General features: G+C 66.5%; 14 protein-coding genes and 4 pseudogenes. 14 read left to right on the plus strand and 4 right to left on the minus strand.

Going from position 1 to position 19,742, the window contains the following annotated elements; translation table 11 throughout:
• Positions 1-96: 96 nt before the first annotated feature.
• Positions 97-369 (minus strand): annotated as a pseudogene (locus ACGFZA_RS38990) (transposase); the annotation flags it as partial.
• Positions 370-430: 61 nt separating this feature from the next.
• Here ACGFZA_RS38990 and ACGFZA_RS38995 point away from each other — a divergent pair.
• From ACGFZA_RS38995 to ACGFZA_RS39030, 8 genes and pseudogenes are all read left to right on the plus strand, one after another.
• Positions 431-598 (plus strand): annotated as a pseudogene (locus ACGFZA_RS38995) (IS5/IS1182 family transposase); the annotation flags it as partial.
• A gap of 305 nt (positions 599-903) precedes the next feature.
• Positions 904-2,136: a cupin domain-containing protein gene (locus ACGFZA_RS39000; protein ID WP_393685501.1), complete on the plus strand. Its 1,233-nt coding sequence runs from the start codon at positions 904-906 to the stop codon at positions 2,134-2,136.
• Positions 2,137-2,192: 56 nt separating this feature from the next.
• A complete protein-coding gene (locus ACGFZA_RS39005) occupies positions 2,193-2,657 on the plus strand; it encodes a hypothetical protein (RefSeq protein ID WP_385273494.1) in 465 nt (154 codons plus the stop codon).
• A gap of 5 nt (positions 2,658-2,662) precedes the next feature.
• Entirely contained in the window at positions 2,663-2,830 is a 168-nt protein-coding gene (locus ACGFZA_RS39010) for an FAD-dependent monooxygenase (RefSeq protein ID WP_393685590.1), read from the plus strand.
• A 111-nt stretch (positions 2,831-2,941) separates the two neighbouring features.
• A pseudogene (locus ACGFZA_RS39015) lies at positions 2,942-3,310 on the plus strand (transposase family protein); the annotation flags it as partial.
• 31 nt (positions 3,311-3,341) lie between these two features.
• Positions 3,342-4,021, plus strand: a pseudogene (locus ACGFZA_RS39020) (transcriptional regulator).
• Between the two features lie 329 nt (positions 4,022-4,350).
• Positions 4,351-5,202 (plus strand): metallophosphoesterase family protein, encoded by an 852-nt coding sequence (locus ACGFZA_RS39025; RefSeq protein WP_385273493.1) that lies wholly within the window; start codon positions 4,351-4,353, stop codon positions 5,200-5,202.
• Positions 5,199-5,879 (plus strand): 4'-phosphopantetheinyl transferase, encoded by a 681-nt coding sequence (locus ACGFZA_RS39030; RefSeq protein WP_393685504.1) that lies wholly within the window; start codon positions 5,199-5,201, stop codon positions 5,877-5,879. The genes ACGFZA_RS39025 and ACGFZA_RS39030 overlap by 4 nt, the downstream gene beginning before the upstream one ends.
• A 224-nt stretch (positions 5,880-6,103) precedes the next feature.
• Here the strand turns inward: ACGFZA_RS39030 and ACGFZA_RS39035 are convergent, their stop codons facing one another.
• Positions 6,104-7,861, minus strand: coding sequence for a PP2C family protein-serine/threonine phosphatase (locus ACGFZA_RS39035; RefSeq protein ID WP_393685506.1), 1,758 nt, complete (start codon positions 7,859-7,861; stop codon positions 6,104-6,106).
• A 183-nt stretch (positions 7,862-8,044) separates the two neighbouring features.
• Between ACGFZA_RS39035 and ACGFZA_RS39040 the strand changes: the two genes are divergently transcribed.
• Positions 8,045-8,572, plus strand: coding sequence for a GNAT family N-acetyltransferase (locus tag ACGFZA_RS39040; RefSeq protein WP_393685508.1), 528 nt, complete (start codon positions 8,045-8,047; stop codon positions 8,570-8,572).
• A 264-nt stretch (positions 8,573-8,836) separates the two neighbouring features.
• Here the strand turns inward: ACGFZA_RS39040 and ACGFZA_RS39045 are convergent, their stop codons facing one another.
• Positions 8,837-11,185: a ricin-type beta-trefoil lectin domain protein gene (locus ACGFZA_RS39045; protein ID WP_393685510.1), complete on the minus strand. Its 2,349-nt coding sequence runs from the start codon at positions 11,183-11,185 to the stop codon at positions 8,837-8,839.
• A 730-nt stretch (positions 11,186-11,915) separates the two neighbouring features.
• On the opposite strand from ACGFZA_RS39045, the gene ACGFZA_RS39050 reads away from it, so the two are divergent.
• The 5 genes from ACGFZA_RS39050 (at position 11,916) to ACGFZA_RS39070 (ending at position 18,416) form a co-directional block, all read left to right on the plus strand.
• Positions 11,916-14,528, plus strand: a complete 2,613-nt coding sequence (locus ACGFZA_RS39050) for a lectin (RefSeq protein WP_393685512.1) — start codon at positions 11,916-11,918, stop codon at positions 14,526-14,528.
• Positions 14,529-14,769: 241 nt separating this feature from the next.
• Positions 14,770-16,176, plus strand: coding sequence for a glycoside hydrolase family 76 protein (locus ACGFZA_RS39055; RefSeq protein WP_393685592.1), 1,407 nt, complete (start codon positions 14,770-14,772; stop codon positions 16,174-16,176).
• Between the two features lie 64 nt (positions 16,177-16,240).
• Positions 16,241-17,368 carry a ricin-type beta-trefoil lectin domain protein gene (locus ACGFZA_RS39060; RefSeq protein ID WP_393685514.1) on the plus strand — a complete coding sequence of 376 codons (1,128 nt, stop codon included), beginning with the start codon at positions 16,241-16,243 and terminating at the stop codon, positions 17,366-17,368.
• Between the two features lie 116 nt (positions 17,369-17,484).
• A complete protein-coding gene (locus tag ACGFZA_RS39065) occupies positions 17,485-17,916 on the plus strand; it encodes a hypothetical protein (RefSeq protein WP_393685516.1) in 432 nt (143 codons plus the stop codon).
• A complete protein-coding gene (locus tag ACGFZA_RS39070) occupies positions 17,913-18,416 on the plus strand; it encodes an N-acetyltransferase (protein WP_393685518.1) in 504 nt (167 codons plus the stop codon). The genes ACGFZA_RS39065 and ACGFZA_RS39070 overlap by 4 nt, the downstream gene beginning before the upstream one ends.
• A 145-nt stretch (positions 18,417-18,561) precedes the next feature.
• Here the strand turns inward: ACGFZA_RS39070 and ACGFZA_RS39075 are convergent, their stop codons facing one another.
• Positions 18,562-18,993: a hypothetical protein gene (locus tag ACGFZA_RS39075; protein ID WP_393685520.1), complete on the minus strand. Its 432-nt coding sequence runs from the start codon at positions 18,991-18,993 to the stop codon at positions 18,562-18,564.
• Positions 18,994-19,742: the final 749 nt, after the last annotated feature.

A 19,742-nucleotide genomic window follows, 5' to 3' on the forward strand; every position in this document is an offset into this window, starting at 1 on the left:
ACGTCCTGGAAGATCTCCCACAACGAGTCCGGCACCAGGCGCACAACTATGTCCATGCCCAGAGCAACGAGCGATCACCAATCAAGACATCGTCTAAGCAGAGAGGTAGAGGACTCGCAGGAGTCGGCGGTGGTAGCAGTGTGGTCGGTGCATGTTGCCGCTGATGCGACCGGAGTCCCGTGAGACCAGTGCGAGGCCGGCGACTCCGGCGGGGCGTCCCGCAGTGCCGAAGGCGTACATGTCCCCGCCGGTGCCGGCGATGAACTCCGCTCCCAGTAAAGGGCCTATGCCGGGCATGCTGAGAAGAATCTCCGCGTCCCGGTGCTCTCGAAGTCGGCGCAGGAGGTCTTGTGCGCGTGCCGAGAGCTCGGATGGATCTTCCATGGCCTCGACGCGCGCGCCGATATCGGCAATCTCTTCGTCCAAGGCCAACACGAAAGTTCATCTGGCCGGCAACAGCCACTCACGACCGTTAGACCTGCACGTCACTGCCGGTCAGGCCGGTGACGCACCTGCCTTCGAGGCGGTCATGGCCAGGATCCGCGTCCCGCGAAACGGACTTGGGAGACCGAGAAGCCAGCCAGCGGCCGTCCTCGCGGGCACGTGACGCCGCCAAGGCCCAGCAGCCCCTGCCCTCCACGTAGGCCTTGACGTGACATCGTTCGGCGGCCATTCCGAAGGCATCACCAAAGGCCTACGGGAGGCGGGCGTCGATTTCAAATGAACCACGACTGGCGGCCCGGAAGCGACCCTAATGGGTCTCGAAGTTGCCGCCAGCTCAAGGGGCGAGTCGAAGCGTACGTATCGGATCCCGGCAGGGGATAAGGGGCCAGCTGGGTTCATTCCTGTCACCCGGGGCGTGCCCCCATGGACATCCCGAAATCGACCTGGTACTCAATACACATGACGACGCATATCGGACTGGTTTCACAAAGTCTTAGCCTTGACTATCTCTTGAATCCGGTCACGGCCGCTGAATTCCTATGCGCTCACTGGGAAAAAGAACCTCTTCTGATCAACAGGAATGATGTTGAATATTATGCAAGCCTGCCGGGCTTGGATGATATCGAAGAACTCATCACCACGACATCGACAGGAATGGTGCGTTCGACGCAAGACGTAAGTGCCATCAGGAGCGACCGAAACGGAACCCTGTCCAAGCTAGACATTCCACTGAACGCCAACGGTATCCCAGATATCCAGGGTGCCTATCGTGCATATAGCGACGGATACACAATCGTTGTCAACGGTGTTCATCGTAGGTCCGCTGCGATCGCAGGCCTCAGTCGCTCCTTGGAGCGTACACTCCATCATCCGATCGGTGCGAATCTCTACCTTACCCCCCTCGATGGCCAAGGCTTCTCTCCTCACGTGGACACGCATGACGTGTTTATTCTGCAATTGCACGGGTCCAAGGAGTGGCACGTTGGAAGTCCATCCACGGATCTTCCGCTTGTTTCTGCAGGTCACGGCCCGCTTGAACTTACCGATTTCCGCAAGTTTACTTTGAATCCTGGCGATACCCTATATCTGCCGCGCGGATTTCCGCATGAGGCGCTGACATCGAATTCCTCCTCCCTGCATTTGACGATTGGAATCCATGCTTACCGCTGGCTGGACTTTATGGTCGAGGCCCTCGGCGTGCTGGCGGAGGAGGACATTCATTTCAGGAAAGCGCTGCCGCCGGGTTTCCTTGACAGTTCCCTGATGGCGCAAGTACCGGAACTCGTAAATCGCCTAGCGGCATCCCTGAAAAAAGATTTTCCGACTGAGCGCGCCAAGGTTCGTCTGGCCGCAAAGCTGCTCCGGAAGCCTATGGCTGCGGGCTCAGGGCATTTCCGGTCACTGGATTTGATTTCAAGCCTGACCGAAGAATCAGTCGTGGTTCGCTCCTCGGACCTCCTCTGCCGCGTCCGTGCCGATTCGGACGAGGTTTTGATCGAGTTCGCCACCAACTTTGTCTCTGGACCCCTGTTTCTGGAGTCAACATTCAAGTTTGTCGCTGAACATGAACGGTTCACAGTCCGTGAGCTAACCGGCGAACTTTCCACCGAAGACAAGATCGATATCGTGAGCAGGCTCATCAGCGAAGGTCTGCTCCAATGCGTCGAAAGAAACCAGGAAGGCGATAAATAATGGGCGATCATGGCCTTGCGGACTCGAGCGGCTCGACCCCGAACCAAAATCCGCCGGTGGGTCACGCGATCAATGGTGACGATGTGCGTGGATTGCGTCACTGGTACACGAGTTTGACCTTCCAGGATCCCCGGTTCGAGGATGGCAAAGGTCTGCTCAAGCTAGCTGCTTTGACGATGGTCCATGACGACCTCCGCTCACGGCTCGTCCATGACACCGAAAGCGTTCTCAGGGAGTTCCGAACAAAGCTGCCCCTACCGGAGGGCGTGACCTTGCGGTTTTGGGAGAATACGTCAGACACCCTGCACATCGTCCTTCCCCCTCGGGCGGGAGAGATGAGCGAGCGGCACCCTGAAGTGCGCGAGGTTTTGCGCTCACGAACACAACGGGACAGCGCCCTGACGAGGGGCGATACCGGCGGAGGATCATATTTCGGCGACGATTGGGCCCCGGCGGACGTCGGAGATCCTATCGATGATTTTGGGCACATCGACTATGGGGATCGGTCCAAAGATCACTGAGAATGATGGCGTTGGTCAGGTCGGGGCCGCTACGACGGGCGGGCACGCTTCTGCCGATTCGGCATGGCTCGTGCCGTGTCTTCGAAGGGAGAGCGTGTGACGTGACCATTGTGGGTGCGGGGCCGACGGGCCCGATGCTGGCCAACGAACTGCGCACCGCGGGCGTGCAGTGAGCCATTTCCAACCTGACGGGTGGTTGGACTGGCACCCCGGCAGCAGGCATGAAGAAAGCTCCTGGTATACGGGTTCACGACCAAGATCACCAGTCCGCCAGGAGTTTTCGTGTGCTTGTCTACCCATCCGGCATCGATCTGTCCAGCCGCACCCTGCGGCACCTCTCCGGACTCCTCGTAGGTCACCGCTGTCGGATCGGTTCCCGGTGGCGTCGGCTGACCTGTGGCCGGCAGGCCCTGCTTGTTCCGGCCCATCTGCGCTGTGGCGACACCTGTGCCCGCCTCGCGGCAGGTTTCCGCGTCGGGATCGCGACGGTCTACTGGTATATACGTGAGGCCGTCGATCTTCTGGCGGCTCGGGCGCCCACGCCGGAGCAGGCCATGACGACCGCGCGGAGGAAGGCGTACGTGATCCTCGACGGCACCGTGCTGCCGATCGGCCGCATCGCCGCAGACGAGCCCTCTTACTCGGATCTCCACGGACTACTACACCCGCCTGGAGCAGGGCAGGCTGCCTCCCTCGGGTCCGGTGCTGGAGGCGGTGGCCCAGGCTCGGCATCTGGACGACGACCAGCGGCGCTACCTGTTCGGGCTGGCCGGGAAAGAGGCGGCCAAGCCGCGCCGCAGGGCCCGACAGAAGGTTCAGCCCCAGCTGGGCAGGGTGCTGGACGACCTCACCGCCACGCCCGCCGTCGTGATGGGCCGCCGGATGGACGTCATCGCCTGGAACCCTCTCGCAGAGGCCCTCGTCACCGACTTCGCGGCGGTCCCGGAAAAGCATCGCAATTATGTTCGGATTCTTTTCATCGACCCGGTGATGCGCACCTTCACGCTGACTGGAAAGGCGTTGGCCGGACCGCGGTCGCGCAATTGCGCATGGAGGCGGCGAAGTACCCGGACGGCCTCCGTCTGACCTTCTTGGTCGGTGAACTGAGTGTGCAGGACGAGGACTTCCGCCAGTGGTGGGCGGCGCACCATGCGGCGACGCTCAGCGTGGGCACGAAGGTCCTGAACCACCCCATCGCCTGCGAACTCTCCCTGGGCTGGGACACCCTCACGGCCAGCACCGACCCCGACCAGCAGTTGGTCGTCTGGACCGCCGAAGTCGGCTCTCCTGCCTACGACGGACTGCGTATCCTCGCCTCCTGGGCGGCAGGCCAGTACCGCACCACCGCGGAACCCGCCGAATGAATGCCACGCGTGGAATTCCCCCGCGGGCTGTCGCCGGTCGTCTTCAGGGCGAGCACGCGAGGTGCCGTTGGCCGTGGCGCGGCGTGTCATGAAGAGGCACGACGCTGTGGTGCCTCACCGACGCCGCCGTCACGTCCGGTGTGGTGCGCAGCCGTTCGGCGCCGTCCGGCGACGCCACCGGAGGAGCGGCCGGCCTCACGCGCGGTCCCGTCCGGGCATCTCGGCGGCATCATCATGCCACCGCCCACGACAGGTGAATGCTTGTCAGCAGGTCGTGGGGTGTGTTGTCGTGGACGCGATCACAAGTGCGGGAGCGAAGGGGACCACCGATGACCCACAGGGTCGGGCAACTGCTGGCCATCAGCGACCTGCATATCAGCTATCCCGAGAACCGCGCCCTGGTGGAGGAGATGGTCCCCGAGTCCGACGACGACTGGCTGCTCGTGGCCGGCGACGTCGCCGAGACGGTGGCCGACATCCGATGGGCCCTCACAACCCTGGCAAGCCGCTTCCGTAAGGTCGTTTGGGCTCCCGGCAACCACGAACTGTGGACACACCCGAAGGACACCGTCACCCTCCGCGGCGTCGCCCGCTACGAGTACCTGGTCGAGATGTGCCGCGAGCTGGGCGTGACCACGCCCGAGGACCCCTACCCGGTCTGGGACGGCCCCACGGGCCCCGTAGCAGTCGCACCGTTGTTCCTGTTGTACGACTACAGCTTCCTGCCCGCCGGCTGCACCACCAAAGCCGAGGGCCTCGCCTACGCACACAAGACCGGCGTGGTCTGCAACGACGAATACCTGCTGCACCCCGACCCCTACCCGAGCCGTGAGGCCTGGTGCCGGGACCGGGTGGCCGCCACCGAGCGCCGACTGGCGGCGCTCGACGAAGACCTGCCCACCGTCCTCGTCAATCACTACCCCTTGGACCGCCACCCCACGGACGTCCTGTGGTACCCCGAGTTCGCCATGTGGTGCGGCACGGGGTCGACTGCCGACTGGCATCGCAGATTCCGGGTGGCCGCCATGGTCTACGGGCACCTGCACATCCCCCGGACCACCTGGCACGAAGGCGTCCGCTTCGAAGAGGTGTCGGTGGGATACCCCCGTGAGTGGCGCACCCGTCCGGGGAAGCCCGGCAGACTACGCCGCATCCTGCCCACAGGGGAGCACAGTCAATGATCGAGGAAGTACTCCCGGACGCAGTGGTGGCAGTGGAGAGCAGAGCGGGCGACGCAGCCGACCATGCGCCGCTCCACCCCGAGGAAGAGACGGTGGTGGCAAAGGCGGTGGAAAAGCGCCGCCGCGAGTTCACCGCGGTACGCGCCTGCGCCCGCCAGGCCATGGAGAAGCTCGGTGTCCCACCGCAGCCCGTCCTGCCGGGTGAGCGCGGCGCCCCCCGCTGGCCGGAGGGGCTGATCGGCAGCATGACGCACTGCGACGGATACCGTGCTGCCGCCCTCACTCGCGCCACCGACTTGGCCTCCCTCGGAATCGACGCCGAACCGCACGGCCCGCTCCCGGACGGCACCCTGGATTCCGTGTCCCTCCCCGCCGAGCGGAAGCGCCTGGCTGCGCTCGCCGCCGGCCGGCCGGCCGTGCACTGGGACCGGCTGCTGTTCAGCGCGAAGGAGTCCGTCTACAAGGCATGGTTCCCTCTGACCGGGAAGTGGCTGGACTTCGAGGAAGCGGACATCCACTTCCACCCTGCCCCGGGAACGTCGCCGCAGGGCCGCTTCCGTGCGGAACTGCTCGTTCCCGGACCGCTGGTCGGGGGACGACGGATCGGTTGCTTCGAGGGGCGTTGGATCATCCGCCAAGGCCTGGTCGTCACCGCGACCACGGTTCCCCACCCCTGACCGCCGCACCCTCGTGTTCACCGCTCGTACGCGGAAGAGCGGGGCCGGCAGGACTGCCTGAGCACGGCCAGCCCTGGCCCGCCGCGCACATCCCGCGTGGCGGCCGGGTCACTGGCCTGCATGCCATCAGAGGCCGGAGCGAAACAGCCCGTCAGGCGTTGGGCCGGCGAGCGTCGTGAACGGGGCGAGGGCTGTTCTGCCCTCCGGAGTACAGAACTACCCGCTCACGGGCAAGGTGGGGCAATGACGGACAGCCCTCGGACACCGATCCGGCGCAGCGCCAGGAGGGTCGCGTCGTCGGTGCGGTGGGGACCGTCCAGGCGGGTCACGAGCCGTTCGATATAGGCCTGGAGCCCGGCGTGGCCGAGACCGGGCGCGGCTTCCTCGAAGCAGCGTTCCGCCGCTTCGAGGAAGCGTCGCGTGTCCCGGTCCGGGTCTGCCGGGCGGCGCTCGGTGAGGCCGTCCGAGTACATCAGGACGATGTCACCGACCTCCAGCGGGGTTTCGGTGGCGCTGTACTCCGTGGCGGGCAGGACACCCAGTGAGAGGCCGGGGCCACCGGCGGGCGTCGGCAGCGGGGCGGCGCGGCCGTCGCGTAACAGGACGGGCCGCGGATGCCCGGCGCAGGTCCAGCGGAGCAGGGCGCGTTCGGGGTGGTAACGGGCGATGATCGCGGTGGCGGTCGACTCGTCGCCGTCGGCGCAGGCAACCTCGTTGAGCCACTGTGTCAACAACTCGACGGGTTCCTCGGTGTAGGCGAGCCCTGCGAGCGCGTACCTCAGTTTGGCCATCAGGGTGGCCGCTTCCAGACCGTGGCCGCGGGCGTCGCCCAGCGCGATCAGGATGCGGCCGTCGGGCAGCTTGCGGGCCTTGTACCAGTCCCCGCCGACTCCGGCCTCGCGTGCGTCGGGACGGTAGACGGCCGCCGCCTCCAGGCCGTAGGCGTCCAGCTCGTCCTGGAAGTGGGGCAGCACCGCTTCGCGCAGGACGTCGGCGATCTCCGCGACGGCTTCGGCGCGCTCGTGCTCGCGATGCGCTTCGCGTGCGGAGCGCTGTGCAGCCTTGCGCCGCTGCCGGTCCGCCGTGACGTCGATGAGGACGGCTCGCAAAGCCCGTACGAGGCTGCCGGGAGCGACGCGTACGGGCTCGGCGACCATGCGGAACACACGGTTGCCGCTGCCTTGAAGACGCAGTTCGCACTCGGCGGTGCGTTTGCGCAGGATTACGTCATACAACATCTGGTACAGACCGGGCAGGCTGTCCGACGTGGCGGCAGTGGCCAGGCCGAACAGATCGGGCACCGGAACGCCTTCCGTCAGGCCGAGCACCTGATGGAAGCCGCGGGAGGGCTCGACCCCATGGCCTCCGAGATTCCACTCCGCCCAGCACGTGCGCACCAGGCGCTGGGCGGCGGCAGCCATACGGAGCCGGTCGCCCCGTTTCAAGGTGAGCAGGAAATGGGCACCACAGGGCGCGACGCAGGCCTCGTCAGTGATGCGCATCGGCCCCGACGGGGTGTGCAGGAGCCATTCCACGGTTTCGGGGCCCTGGAGCGTGCCCTGCCGGAACGCGAGAGTCAGCATGCGGGGGATCGCCGTACGGGCCAGGGAGGGAAAGCGTTCGAACAGTGACACGGGACCGGTCCACCGGGGGAGGGAGCCCTCGGGGAGCCGGGAGTCCGCGAAGGCTCGGGCGGCGGCGTTGCGGGTCAGGTAGAGCACGTCCTGGAGTTCGCCATCGATATCGAACACGGGGGCCACCCATAAGGCCGCCATCGGGAGGGCGTCGAGCACTTCCTGGCCCGAGGGCAGGAGGGAGGGCGTCACCGGCGGTAGCCCTGGGGGCGTGCGGCCGGGGGGAAGGTTCGTCCGCTGGAGTTCGGAGTACGTCCTGACTCTTCGTCGCTGGGCCTCCAGCAACTGCTGGATCGCCTGCAGTTCCAGGCGGGAGCGCACGCGTCTCACCGAAGAGGGGTCGTTCATGGGCATAGGGGGCCTTCTCGGTGCGCGGTGTGCCGACGGTGCCGCAACAGTCGACGCGATCAGCCACGGGCGCCAGTCGGCTTAGGCCGAGTGGGGTTGCGTCCGATCGGGAATCGCACGGCCGGTGCGGCCTGGATGGAGAATTGCGCGCGCCCCATCGTCCGCAACGTGAAGGATGACCCTATGGCCCATCGGATCGACATACCCCGACCCGGCGATGCTGAAGCCATGGGCCGGGTGCAGATGAGGGCCTGGCTTCAGACCTACCCCAACGAGGAAGCGGGGATCGATGAGGCGTGGATCCGCGAGCACCGCGGGTTCGCTGTGACCGCGGAGGGTGTTGCTCAGTGGCGAGCGTTCATGGAGGAGGCGGTGCGACAGCCGGATCGCTTGTTCTGCCGTGTGGTTCGCTCCGGGTCGGAGATCGTCGGGTTTCTGTGCGGGCGCCGGGACGCGGTGGTCAACCTCGGGCCGATGTATCTGCTGAACGAAGCCCAGGGCCAGGGCACCGGTGGCCGGCTGATGCGCGAGTTCATGGCGTGGGCGCAGGATGCTCGCATGCGTCTGTGGGTGACCGATTACAACGAGAAGGCGATCCGCTTCTACGAGCGGTACGGATTCAGGACCACCGGCGAGCGTGAGCTCTGGCAAGGCAAGCTGCCCAACGTGCGCATGGCGCGTGAGCCCGAGCCGGGCGCCGAGAACAGCTGAGAGGGATTCTGGGATCGCACCGGTTCAACCGAATGGATACCAGACCGGCTGCGACGATGGGCCGGCCGTCAAGGCGACTGCTGCAATCTGTCGCCCTCCGGCCGGCGATCTTGACCGTTTACCGGCCGGCTTCGGCCGCACGCGCGGTCGAGCCGGCGGCCACTCGGACCGCAGGGCGGAACGGACGTGCGAGGCGAACGGCCCGCCGTGGTGGTTCGGGCGGGAACGGACCTCCGCTCCCGCCCGAACGGGCTCACCGCTCGGTCAGGAAGGGAAATTCCACCTCTGATTCGGTCCGTTGTTGCAGTCCCATAGGGCGAGCTGGGTGCCGTTGGTCGTGTTGAGCGCGGGGATGTCCAGGCACCGGCCGGACTGAGGGTTGACGAGGGCCCCGTTGCTCACGTTCCACTCCTGGTTCGCGGCGCCGTTGCAGGTCCACAGGTTCACCAGGGAGCCGTTGGCGGTGCCGTTGCCGACCACGTCGAGGCAGAGTCCGCCGGTCTTGACGGAGCCGTTGCCCACGGTCCACTGCTGGGCGGGGGATCCGTTGCAGTCCCAGATATCCACGACGGCACCTGCGGTGGTCGACCCGGTGAAGTCGTCCAGGCACTTGTTGCCGTCGAGGACCGAGCTGATCCGTCCCGCGCCGCCGGTGGGGGGATTGCCCTGACCGGGGGTGAGGGACAGGTTGTCGAACTGGTCGGTGCGGTAGCCCTGGATACCCAGGCCCGCCTGGCCGGTCTGGAAGGAGCCGTCGCTGACCGAGCCGAACTGGTTTCCGTCAAGCCCGGCGGTGATCCGGGAGCCCTGGAAGGTGAGCGACAGGTTGTGCCACTTGCCCGTTCCCAGGGCGGTGGTGGTGCCGGTGGCCAGGGTGTGGTTCGAGCCGTCCGTCTGCATCTTCTCGATCCACCACTGGCCGGTGTCACGGATGCGGAGGTAGTACGCGTTCATGTGCGACTGCGGACGCTGTTGGGTGTTGGCGCGGCCCAGGAGCTCGGTCGTGCCGGCGCTGCGTAGCATCACGTCGGAGCTGACGGTGTAGTTGGACCAGCTCGGATCGCCGATCAAGGTGTACGAGTCGGAGTCGTCCTGCCATTCGATCGGCTTGACCGGAGCCATCTGCTGTACGCACTTGCCCGCGCGGCCGGCGGCGCAGGGCTGGACCTCGAACGAGCCCTGCATGTCGGACATGTACGTGGCCTGGACGTTGTCGGCGTAGCTGTCGAAGTCGTCGCTGTACGGGAGCGCGAGCGGGTGCGCTGCCGGGGCCGTCGCGGTGCCCTTTCCCTGTCCGCCGAGGGTGCTGACCGTGTAGACGTAGCCGGGCTGCATCGTCAGCGAGTAGGAGCCGTTGTTCGGTGTGATGTCCTGGGTGTGGATGAAGGACGTCGCGTTGCTGGGGTTGTTGACCTTGGTCGCCCAGACATGCACGGTGCCGGTCGACAGGCCGCCCCGGACGGTGAAGTTGGCTGTCTGGGACCCGTTGGACGTCGTGGTTTCCAGGATCGTGGAGTAGTCGGGGCCGGTGTTCGACTTGACGGTGACGTAGGTGCCGTTGTTCTCGTCGCCGCCCAGGTAGCCCGAGGCCGAGTCGATGAACTTCCAGCCGGGTTCGGTGAACTGGGTGACCTGGGCGGTGGCCCAGGTGCTCGCGCCGATCTGGTAGTTGCCCGACCAAGGTGAGTTCGCGGTGGCGAGACCTACCGTGTTGTAGGGGAGGTTCGGGTAGATCGCGGCCATCAGCGGCCAGTTGAAGTAGCTGGTCATCCTTGCGTCGGTGTAGCCGCGGGTGATCGCGCGGATCAGCGCCGGGGCGCCCGTGTTCATGTCCTGCGAGCCGTTCTCGCTGTCCCACAGTGGCTTGCCGTTGTTCTTCGCCGCGCTGCTGCTGGAGCAGGTCCTGGCGTCGCCCCCGTCACCCCCGTTGCAGGAGTAGTGCGCGCCGATGATCGAAACGGCGTCGTTGAACGCCTGGTTGTTCGCCATGTCGTCGGCCACGCCCCAGCCACTGTCGTCCGCGACGAGCCGGACGCCGGAATACCCGGCGCTGTTCAGCGCCGAGCGCAGCTGGATGAACCAGTTGACGTCGTGGCCGCGCTCGTTCCAGCCGCCGAGGTACTTGATGTTCAGATCGTGCTGCTTGGCGCAGTCCAGCCAGGAGATCAGGTAGTTGATGGTGTCGGTGGACCAGAAGCCGCCGTTGATCCAGCCGGGTGCGGCCCAGGCGAGCCCGTACAGGCCGATGTCGGGGTTACGGGCCTTGGCCTGCTCGGCGAGCCAGAACTCGTAACCGGCATTGCAGTTGATGGTGCCGCGGGAGTGCTCGATCGACGGCTCGGATCCATCGGTGGAGTTCGCATCGCCGCCGATCTCCAGTTTCAGCAGCTGGAGATTGGCGCCGTAACCCGGCTTGAACATGTAGTCCAGGATCTGGGATCGCTGCGCGGCCGGATAATCCGTCAGCAGACGGGAGTTGCCGCCACCGCCACTGATGGCGCCGATGCCGTCGAAGGTCCGGCCGCTCTGGGCCCCGTCCACACTGATCGACGTGGTCGCGGCCTGAGCGGGAACGGCACTCACCACCAGGACGGCAGCGAGGAGCGTCAGCACCCATAAAGGGGCAAGTCCTTTGAGTCGTCTCATCACTGGCATCCTTCTTCCGGGCGGACTTCGGTTCAATGCGGTGTCATGTTCAGCTCTGGGGCAGCGCCTTCGGCGGGCAGGCGGACGCGCACAGGCGCGATCGAAATGTCTACGGGCGCAGTTCCTGCGAATCCGGGCTGCCGTGCGTGCCGCTCCGGGCTGCCGTGCGTGTCACCTGACAACGTTGTCCATCTGTGTGGGGGATGTGTCTTGGCGCAGCCTTCTGAGGGCCGGGAGAGTCCTGCAGGGATTCAAAGGGTGCAGGGAGAAAGAGGGGGGAGCGCTCTCCGAAGCTAGCCAGGCGGCATGACCGCGTCAACGGTTCGGACGCATGGTCGGATCAATCGGCCGTCGCCCATCACGTGCGGCCATTCCGGGGCGGCGCCCCTGACCTGGGACCGGTCGGTCGCCCCTGATCGCTGGTGGTGCCGGATTCCGCTCCGCCCCCGGCGTTGTGAGCCCTGCTGGCCAGTGGTCAAAGGCTGGAGGGGTGCCCCGCAGGGGATCGTTTCGTCGCCCGGCGCCCAGTGTCGTCGGATGTCGAAGGGGCAACACCCTTTGCTCCGACGTCTGTTGGAGTCTGTTCCTGATTTCGGTCGTTTGCGTTGACAAGTGTTGTAGCCGTGCCCTTTGCTTTCGGGGATTCACCCCCACCGGTCCGGTGACAGCCATGCTGTCCGTACCTGGAGTCGCAACGATGAAACGATGGCGCACTCTTCTCGCGACCTGTCTGCTCTTCCTGGGACTCGCCGCCCCGACCACTGCCGCGCACGCCGCCACGCCGGCTGCGGTGACCGACCCCGCCGCCCTGGTCAATCCGCTGCTGGGCACTTCCAACGGGGGCAACACCTTCCCCGGAGCCGATACCCCGTTCGGCATGGTCTCGTGGAGCCCCGACACGACCTCCCGTCCGCCCGGCGGCAATTACGCATATTCTGACAACGTTGTCACCGGGTTCAGTCTCAACCACATCTCCGGGCCCGGCTGCGGCGCGATGGGCGACATCCCCGTCCTGCCCACCACTGGCGGCATCGACGGAAACGCGACCGTCGGCTTCTCGCACGGCAACGAAACGGCAAGTGCCGGCGCGTACTCGGTCAACCTCAACAACGGGGTCAGCACCGAGCTGACCACGACCGCACGCTCCGGCATGGCGCGCTTCACATTCCCGTCGACCACGCAGGCCAATCTCCTGTTCAAACTGAACGCTGACAAGGCCACCAATCTGCACTTCAACAAGGTGAGCAGCACCGAGGTGAGCGGCTCCGTGGATGCGGGCCTCTTCTGTGCGTCGGCGCCGTCCTACACCGCGTACTTCGACATGGTCTTCGACCGGCCGTTCACCGGTAGCGGCACGTTCGACGGGGGTGATTCGGTCACGTTCGACACGACCGGCAACCGCACGGTGCAGGCCAAGGTCGGCCTTTCGTATGTCTCGATCGCGGGAGCCGCAGCCAACCGTCGGTCGGAGAACCCGAACTGGAACTTCGGCGCAACCCGGACCGCCGCGCACGACACGTGGAACAACGTACTCGGCAAGATCGCTGTCACCGGTGGCTCGTCCGACCAGCAGCAAGTCTTCTACACCTCGCTATACCACTCGCTGCTGCACCCGAACCTGCTCAGCGACAGCGACGGGAAGTACTGGGGCTTCGACAAGAAGGTCCACACGGTGTCCGGAGGGCAGAAGGCCCAGTACGGCACCTACTCGGGCTGGGACATCTACCGCACGCAGGCGCAGCTGGAAGCTCTGGTCGCACCCGAGCAGGCCGGCGACAGCGCCCAGTCCCTCGTGAATGACTACGCACAGGCCGGATTCTTCCCGAAATGGTCGCTGAACTCCGCCGAGACCCAGGTCATGAACGGCGACCCCGGCCCGGCGATCATCGCCGACTACTACGCCTTCGGCGCGCGGAACTTCGACACGGCGGCGGCCAAGGCGGACATGGTCAAGGAAGGCACCACGACCAACCCGATCCGGATGGGCCTGGACCTGCAGACCAAGTACGGCTATCTGCCGTCCGACGGTTCCTACCCACACGACTTCTACGGCTCGGTGGCCACGCTCCTGGACTACAGCGCACAGGACTTCGCGACCTCCGCGTTCGCCGGGGCGCTGGGGGACACCACCAACCGGTCGCAGTTCGCCAACCGCGCGCAGGACTGGAAGAACACCTTCAACGCCTCCAGCGGCTTCATGCAGCCCCGGCAGCTCGACGGCTCCTGGAAACCGGGATTCAACCCGACCAGCAGTGATCAGTTCGTGGAGGGCACGTCCTGGCAGTACACCGGGGCGGTGCCGCACAACATCCGCGGGCTGGCCGATGCCATGGGCGGAAACAGCGGATACGCGAGTTACCTGGACAGCGTGCTGTCCGACTTCCACGGCTCCGGTGGCTCGCACGCCGACCTGGGCAACGAACCGTCCATCGAGTTGCCGTGGGAGTACGACTACGTGGGCCAGCCCTGGAAGACGCAGAGGATCGTCCGTCAGGTCCAGGACCAGCTGTGGCCGAACGACCCGGCGAACTGGGGCGTCGGGAACGATGACCTCGGCACGATGAGCGCCTGGTACGTCTGGTCCGCCATGGGCTTCTACCCGGAGACCCCCGGCACGTCCGACCTCGCCCTGGGCAGCCCGCTGTTCACCCACGTGGATGTGACGCTGGGCAACGGCCGGCACATGGTCGTCAACGCTCCGCAGGCAGCCGGGAACGCCCCCTACGTGCAGAGCGCCGCCCTCAACGGCGCGAACTGGAACAATGCCTACCTGCCGGCCGGCTTCGCCACCGGCGGCGGGACACTCGATCTCGTGCTGGGCACCAGTGCCAACACCGGATGGGCCACCGCCGCCTCCTCCGCACCGCCCTCGTACAACGGCGACGGTGGTGCCAGACCTCCGGGGCCACCGGTCGGGCGTTCCGGTCCCGTGACGTCGGCGAACGGCGGCAAGTGTCTGGACGACGACTCCGGGTCGACGGCAAACGGCAACAAGATCCAGATCTGGACCTGCAACAACTCCGCCGCTCAGCGGGTCACGGTGGCCGCCGACGGTTCCCTGCAACTCCTGGGAAAGTGCGTGGAGGTCACCGGCAGCGGCGGAGCGGCCAATGGCACGCTGATCGAGCTGTGGGACTGCAACGGCGGCGGCAATCAGAAGTGGTCCCGCACGGCCTCGACGGGTGCACTGGTCAACCCCCAGTCCGGCCGCTGTCTCGACGTACCCGACGCGAGCACCTCCGACGGAACCCAGCTGCAGATCTGGGACTGCCACGGCGGGAACAACCAGAAATGGAGCCTGCCCTCCTGAAAGCAGGGCGCACTCCGCCCCGAGCGAGGGCAGACCCGTGCAACGAGGGTGTGCCGTCCGGGGCACCGATGCCATGACCACCGCGAGTCGTCCGTATGCCCGACATGGGCGCGGGCCATCCGACGTACACGCCGGAGAGCGCTCTTTCCTTCGTCAGAGCGGTCTCCGGCCGTGACCGAGAGGTTTCGGGAGTCCCTACATGAAGTCACAGAGATCCACTTCGGCAGCGCTGTTCGTGCTCATGGCAACGCTGTCCTCGTTTGCTGCCGGCGGAACGTCGCCTGCCGCCGCCGCAGCTGAGGCGACCGTGTGCAACGCGTACTGCGATGCGCGGGACCCTGCTTCGAGCCCCCAGGACCGCGTCCCGGTGACGGCCTCGGTCTCCGGGAGGTCGGTCGCGTTGCATTTCGACGACGCCGACGCGATGGGCTGGGCCTCCATCGACAAGGGCGGGTCCGGTGACTGGGTATGGCTGGACCGGTCCATGGACGGCGGCCGGACCTGGGCGTCCGGAAGCCGTCTCGGCGACACCGCGGTGCCCTCCGGAGGGACCGGGTGGCGAACCCAGATGTACAACGTGGACGACTGGAACACGAAGGGCGTCGGGGCGCTGCGGGCGTGCGGGCAGCCGGCCGGTGGCGCGATCGCGTGTACCCCGTGGGCGCGGACCACCTGGAACGCGGGCAGTTGGAGTACGGCGGCGGCCACGGCGCTGATGATGTCGTACGACCGGGGCAGCAAGCTGTTCGGCGGTAACGGCTGGTGGACGGCTGCCAATGCTCTGACCGCGGTCATCGACAACAGCCGGATCAGTGGCATGGGCAGTTACACCTATGCCATTGCCGAGACGTACGACAAGAACATCAACGCGCAGGGCGGTCAGTTCCGCAACGAGTACCTGGATGACACCGGGTGGTGGGGACTGGCCTGGATCGACGCGTACGACGTGACCGGTGACAGACGCTATCTGGACACCGCACGCGCGGACGCGGATCACATGCAGGCGAACTGGAACAGCACCTGTGGTGGCGGGGTGCGCTGGAGCACGAACGGCAACTACAAGAACGCCATCACCAACGAGCTGTTTCTGCAGCTCAACTCCGCCCTGCACAACCGCATTCCCGGGGACGCCACGTATCTGGACCGGGCGAAGAGCGAGTGGAACTGGTTCAAGGGCAGCGGCATGATCAACGGCGACCGCATGATCAACGACGGTCTCACCGACGCCTGCGCCAACAACGGCCAGCCCACCTGGACCTACAACCAAGGCGTCATCCTGGGCGCGCTGACCGAGTTCAGCAAAGCCACCGGTGACACCGGTCTCCTCACCACCGCACGCGACCTCGCCGACGCGTCGACCGTCAGGCTCCAGACCGACGGCGTCCTGCGCGAACCCGGCGAGGGCGACAGTTGCACGGGAGACGGCCCCAGCTTCAAGGGCGCCTACGTGCGCGGCCTCGGCGCCCTCAACCGGCGCCTCTCCGACCACCCCTACGCCCCGGCCCTCACCCGCTGGGCCGACAGCGCCTACGCCCACGACCGCAACCCTCTCGACCAGTACGGCCCGCACTGGAGCGGCGGCAACGCCACCACCGACTACGGCTGCCAGCAGAGCGCCCTCGACCTCCTCAACGCCGCCACAGGCTGAGAGCTGATCACTCCCTGAGTCATCCCCCCTGAGCCATCCGCACTCCACCTGACAAGGACTGGTGATGAAGAAGAGATCCTTCGCGACTCTCGGCCTGATGCTGGCGACCGCCGCCGGGATGCTCTGGGGCGGCACGCTGCCCGCGGCCGCGCGGTCCGCTGCACCGGACGAGCGGTCTGTCGCGGCGGCCTCCGCCTTACGCGTCATGCCACTGGGTGACTCGATCACCGACGGCCTCGGCAGCAGTACCGGAAACGGCTATCGAGGCCCGCTCTGGGACCGGTTGAGCGCCAAGGGCTACGCACTGGACTTCGTCGGCACGTCCCGGGCCGGCTCCATGGGGGACCCCGACAACGAAGGCCACTCCGGCTGGCGGATCGACCAGATCGCCTCCCTCGCGGATGCGTCGCTGTCCCGCTACCGGCCCAACGTCGTGACCCTGATGATCGGCACCAACGACCTGGGGCAGAACTACCAGGTGCCCACCGCGCCGGACCGGCTCATTTCCCTGATCGACCAGGTGGTGGCCGACGCCCCGGACGCGACGGTGCTCGTCGCGTCGCTGATCGTCTCCACGAACCCCACGATCGAAGCGAACAGGGGCGGGTACAACCAGCGCATCCCGGGGATGGTCCAGGCGAAGCAGGCAGCGGGCAAGCATGTCCGCTACGTCGACATGGGCGCTCTGACCACCGGTGACCTGGCCGACGGGCTGCACCCCAATGACGCCGGCTACCGGAAGATGGCCGACGCCTTCAACAGCGGCATCCAGGCCGCCGACGCCGCCGGCTGGATCGGCGAACCCGTCCGCACCGGCGGTCAGGTGAGATCCGCCGTCGCCGACAAGTGCATGGACGTCAACGGCGGCGGTTCCGCGAACGGCACCGTGGTCCAGCTGTGGTCCTGCAACAACACCGACGCGCAGTGGTGGACCGCGGGGTCGGGCGGAACACTCCGGGCCCTGGGCAAGTGCCTGGACGCCACAGGCCTCGGCACCGCCAACGGCACCGAGGTGGAGCTCTGGGACTGCAACGGCGGGACCAACCAGATCTGGCAGACCTACAACGGCGGCTACCGGAACCCGGCATCCGGGCGGTGCCTCGATGACCCCGCGTCCTCCACTGCCGATGGCACACAGCTGGTGCTGTGGGACTGCAACGGTGGCTCCAACCAGAAGTGGACGACCGTCTGACCCGTGTGGCGCCGCACCGACTCGGAGACGGTGGGATGTGCCCTCTCGCGATCGGGGGAGGACGGTCACCCGGCCTCCCCCGATCGCCTGTGAGGACACCATGACGGGGCGGCCTGATGGCAGGACAGCGCGATGACGGCCGGCAGCGGATGAAGCGGGTGCTCATGGACGGCGACGACGCGGTCGCCGTAGAAGCCGGCAAGGACGTACACGGCCGGCCCAGGGTGACCTCCGGCCACCTCACCATCGCCGAGGTCGAGGAAACCATAGGACCCGGTGCCCTGAACCCGGACGACATCCACCGGCGTCTTCGCCCCACGCGTCGTCGTCCTCACCCCACCACAGGCAAACGACAAACAGATCGAATGGCGCACGGTCTCCGTGCCCTCGGCACGAGCAACGGTGGCCCACTGAAGATCTGGACCAGTAACGACATGGCAGCGCGGGCCGCAGTCGAGCTCTCTGACGGCGACCACGTCAAGCGGGCGGTACACGGGGAAAATCCGGGGGAGCGGACGGCCGCGCGCTGCTACCGTCGAGCGCTATGAGCTGGCTTCCCGATGACTTCGTCCACCCCGTCCTGCTACCGCTGCCGGGTCGTGGTCAGCACCTGCGGCCGATTCGGGAAGCGGACACCCCTCTCGACTATCCGGCGGTGATGGGTTCGCGCGAGCGGCTGTGGACCATCTTCGGCCCGGCCTGGGGCTGGCCCGCGGCCACCATGACCTACGAGGCCGACCGGGCCGACCTGTTGCGGCACGAGAAGGAGATCGCCGCACACCAGTCCTTCAACTACGCGCTGCTCGACGCCGCGGAGACAGCTCTGCTCGGCTGCGTCTACATCGACCCACCGGAGAGGGCCGGTGCGGATGCCGAGATCTCCTGGTGGGTGGTGGACGAGCTGGTGGACAGTGAGGTCGAGCAGGCCCTCGACGAGCTGGTGCCGCAGTGGATCGCCGCCGACTGGCCGTTCGTGCAGCCGCGTTTCCTCGGCCGCGAGACCTCTTGGTCGGACTGGCTCGCACTGCCGGAGCACCCCGACGCGTAAGTACCGCTTTCCGCACTGGTCCTTGGGGCACACCGAGCGGACCACACCGCGCGCCCCTTGAGCTCTGCTGGAGGCGAGGAGCATCAGGGCCGCAGTGCCAAGGCTCGGAGCTGTGGTCCGTGAAGCTTGAAAGTGAAGCGGCAGGCTAATCGCGGCTCTTGAGAATCGGCTCCAGTATCTTCAGGGCTTCGTTCCGGACTCCCTCGTCGACATCGGCGACCAGCCCCTGTAGCTGCTCGACGAGACGGGCCGTGCCTTCCACCGTCGTCCAGAGGGGATTGCAGTCCACTGCCGCGCTGAGCTGGTCCAGGGCGTCGGCCGATGCCGCGCGGGCGAGTGCGGCCAGCACCGTGCGAAGTCCGCTGACGTCTCCCCGAGCGAGCAGCGCTTCGGCGGTTTCCCGGATCACTCCCGTGTCCTGGTTGTCGAGGAGGAGACGATGAAGGACGCGCGTGAGGCCCGTGAGCTCTGCTGATGCTGCCAGTCGCCGCCCTGCTGAGGCCCGCACCGACCATGAGACGGAATCTGCGTCCCTGATCGCCGTCACCTGCCGGTCGTCGGGCTCGATGGTTCCCATGGGCCCAGGATGGCAGGTGAAGGCAGCACCGACCTGGCATTTCTCTGCCCAGCACGTGAGGTGGACCATGACGTGCGCATGCATACTCCGCAGTGGCCGGAGGAGCGGCCGACCGCACATGGTGCGTTTGACCGCTTGATGTGAGTGCACGGCCGGCCCCGGGGCCGATGACTTTCCTCGTGGTGAGGGAAGGGCTCGTGGTCGCGACGGCCGTGCTGCCGGGCCCGTCATCCAGCGCGTCATGGCGTTGCGAAGCGCCGCGCGCGGGCCCACTCTTCCCGGCACACCCTTTGCTCAGGCTGGGGCAGTCCCCACCGGTGCGGTGCGTTCACCGGGCTCGGGCAATCAAGGGGAACACGACAGAAGCAGTGGCCCCCACAGGTTCATCAGCCCGCTCATCGCCATCGCGAGGACGGTCCCAGCCCTCGTCGTACGGCCGTGCGACCGGTAGCGGCCTCCATTGCGGCGGTTTCAGGCATTCCATCTTGGGTTGTGGGCGGCCCGAACGGTGGGCACCGGGAAAAGGTTCATGAATCGATTCATTCTGGACGAGGGAAAGTTAATCCCCCCAGTCGGAGTCGTCAAGAGTTCCGGGCCGCCGCAAGGCGCGTTGCCGGATCGTGTCTTCTCGGCCGCTTCAGGTGTCGCTGCGGCCCTTCCTGCGCATTTCAACGCCACTTCGAGACCCGTCCTCAGGGTGCGCGATTTCGAGGGTTCCGTACGGAGCACCTCTTGACGTGTTCGTCGGG

The organism is Streptomyces sp. NPDC048211 (genome assembly GCF_043202315.1).
Classification (GTDB): domain Bacteria; phylum Actinomycetota; class Actinomycetes; order Streptomycetales; family Streptomycetaceae; genus Streptomyces.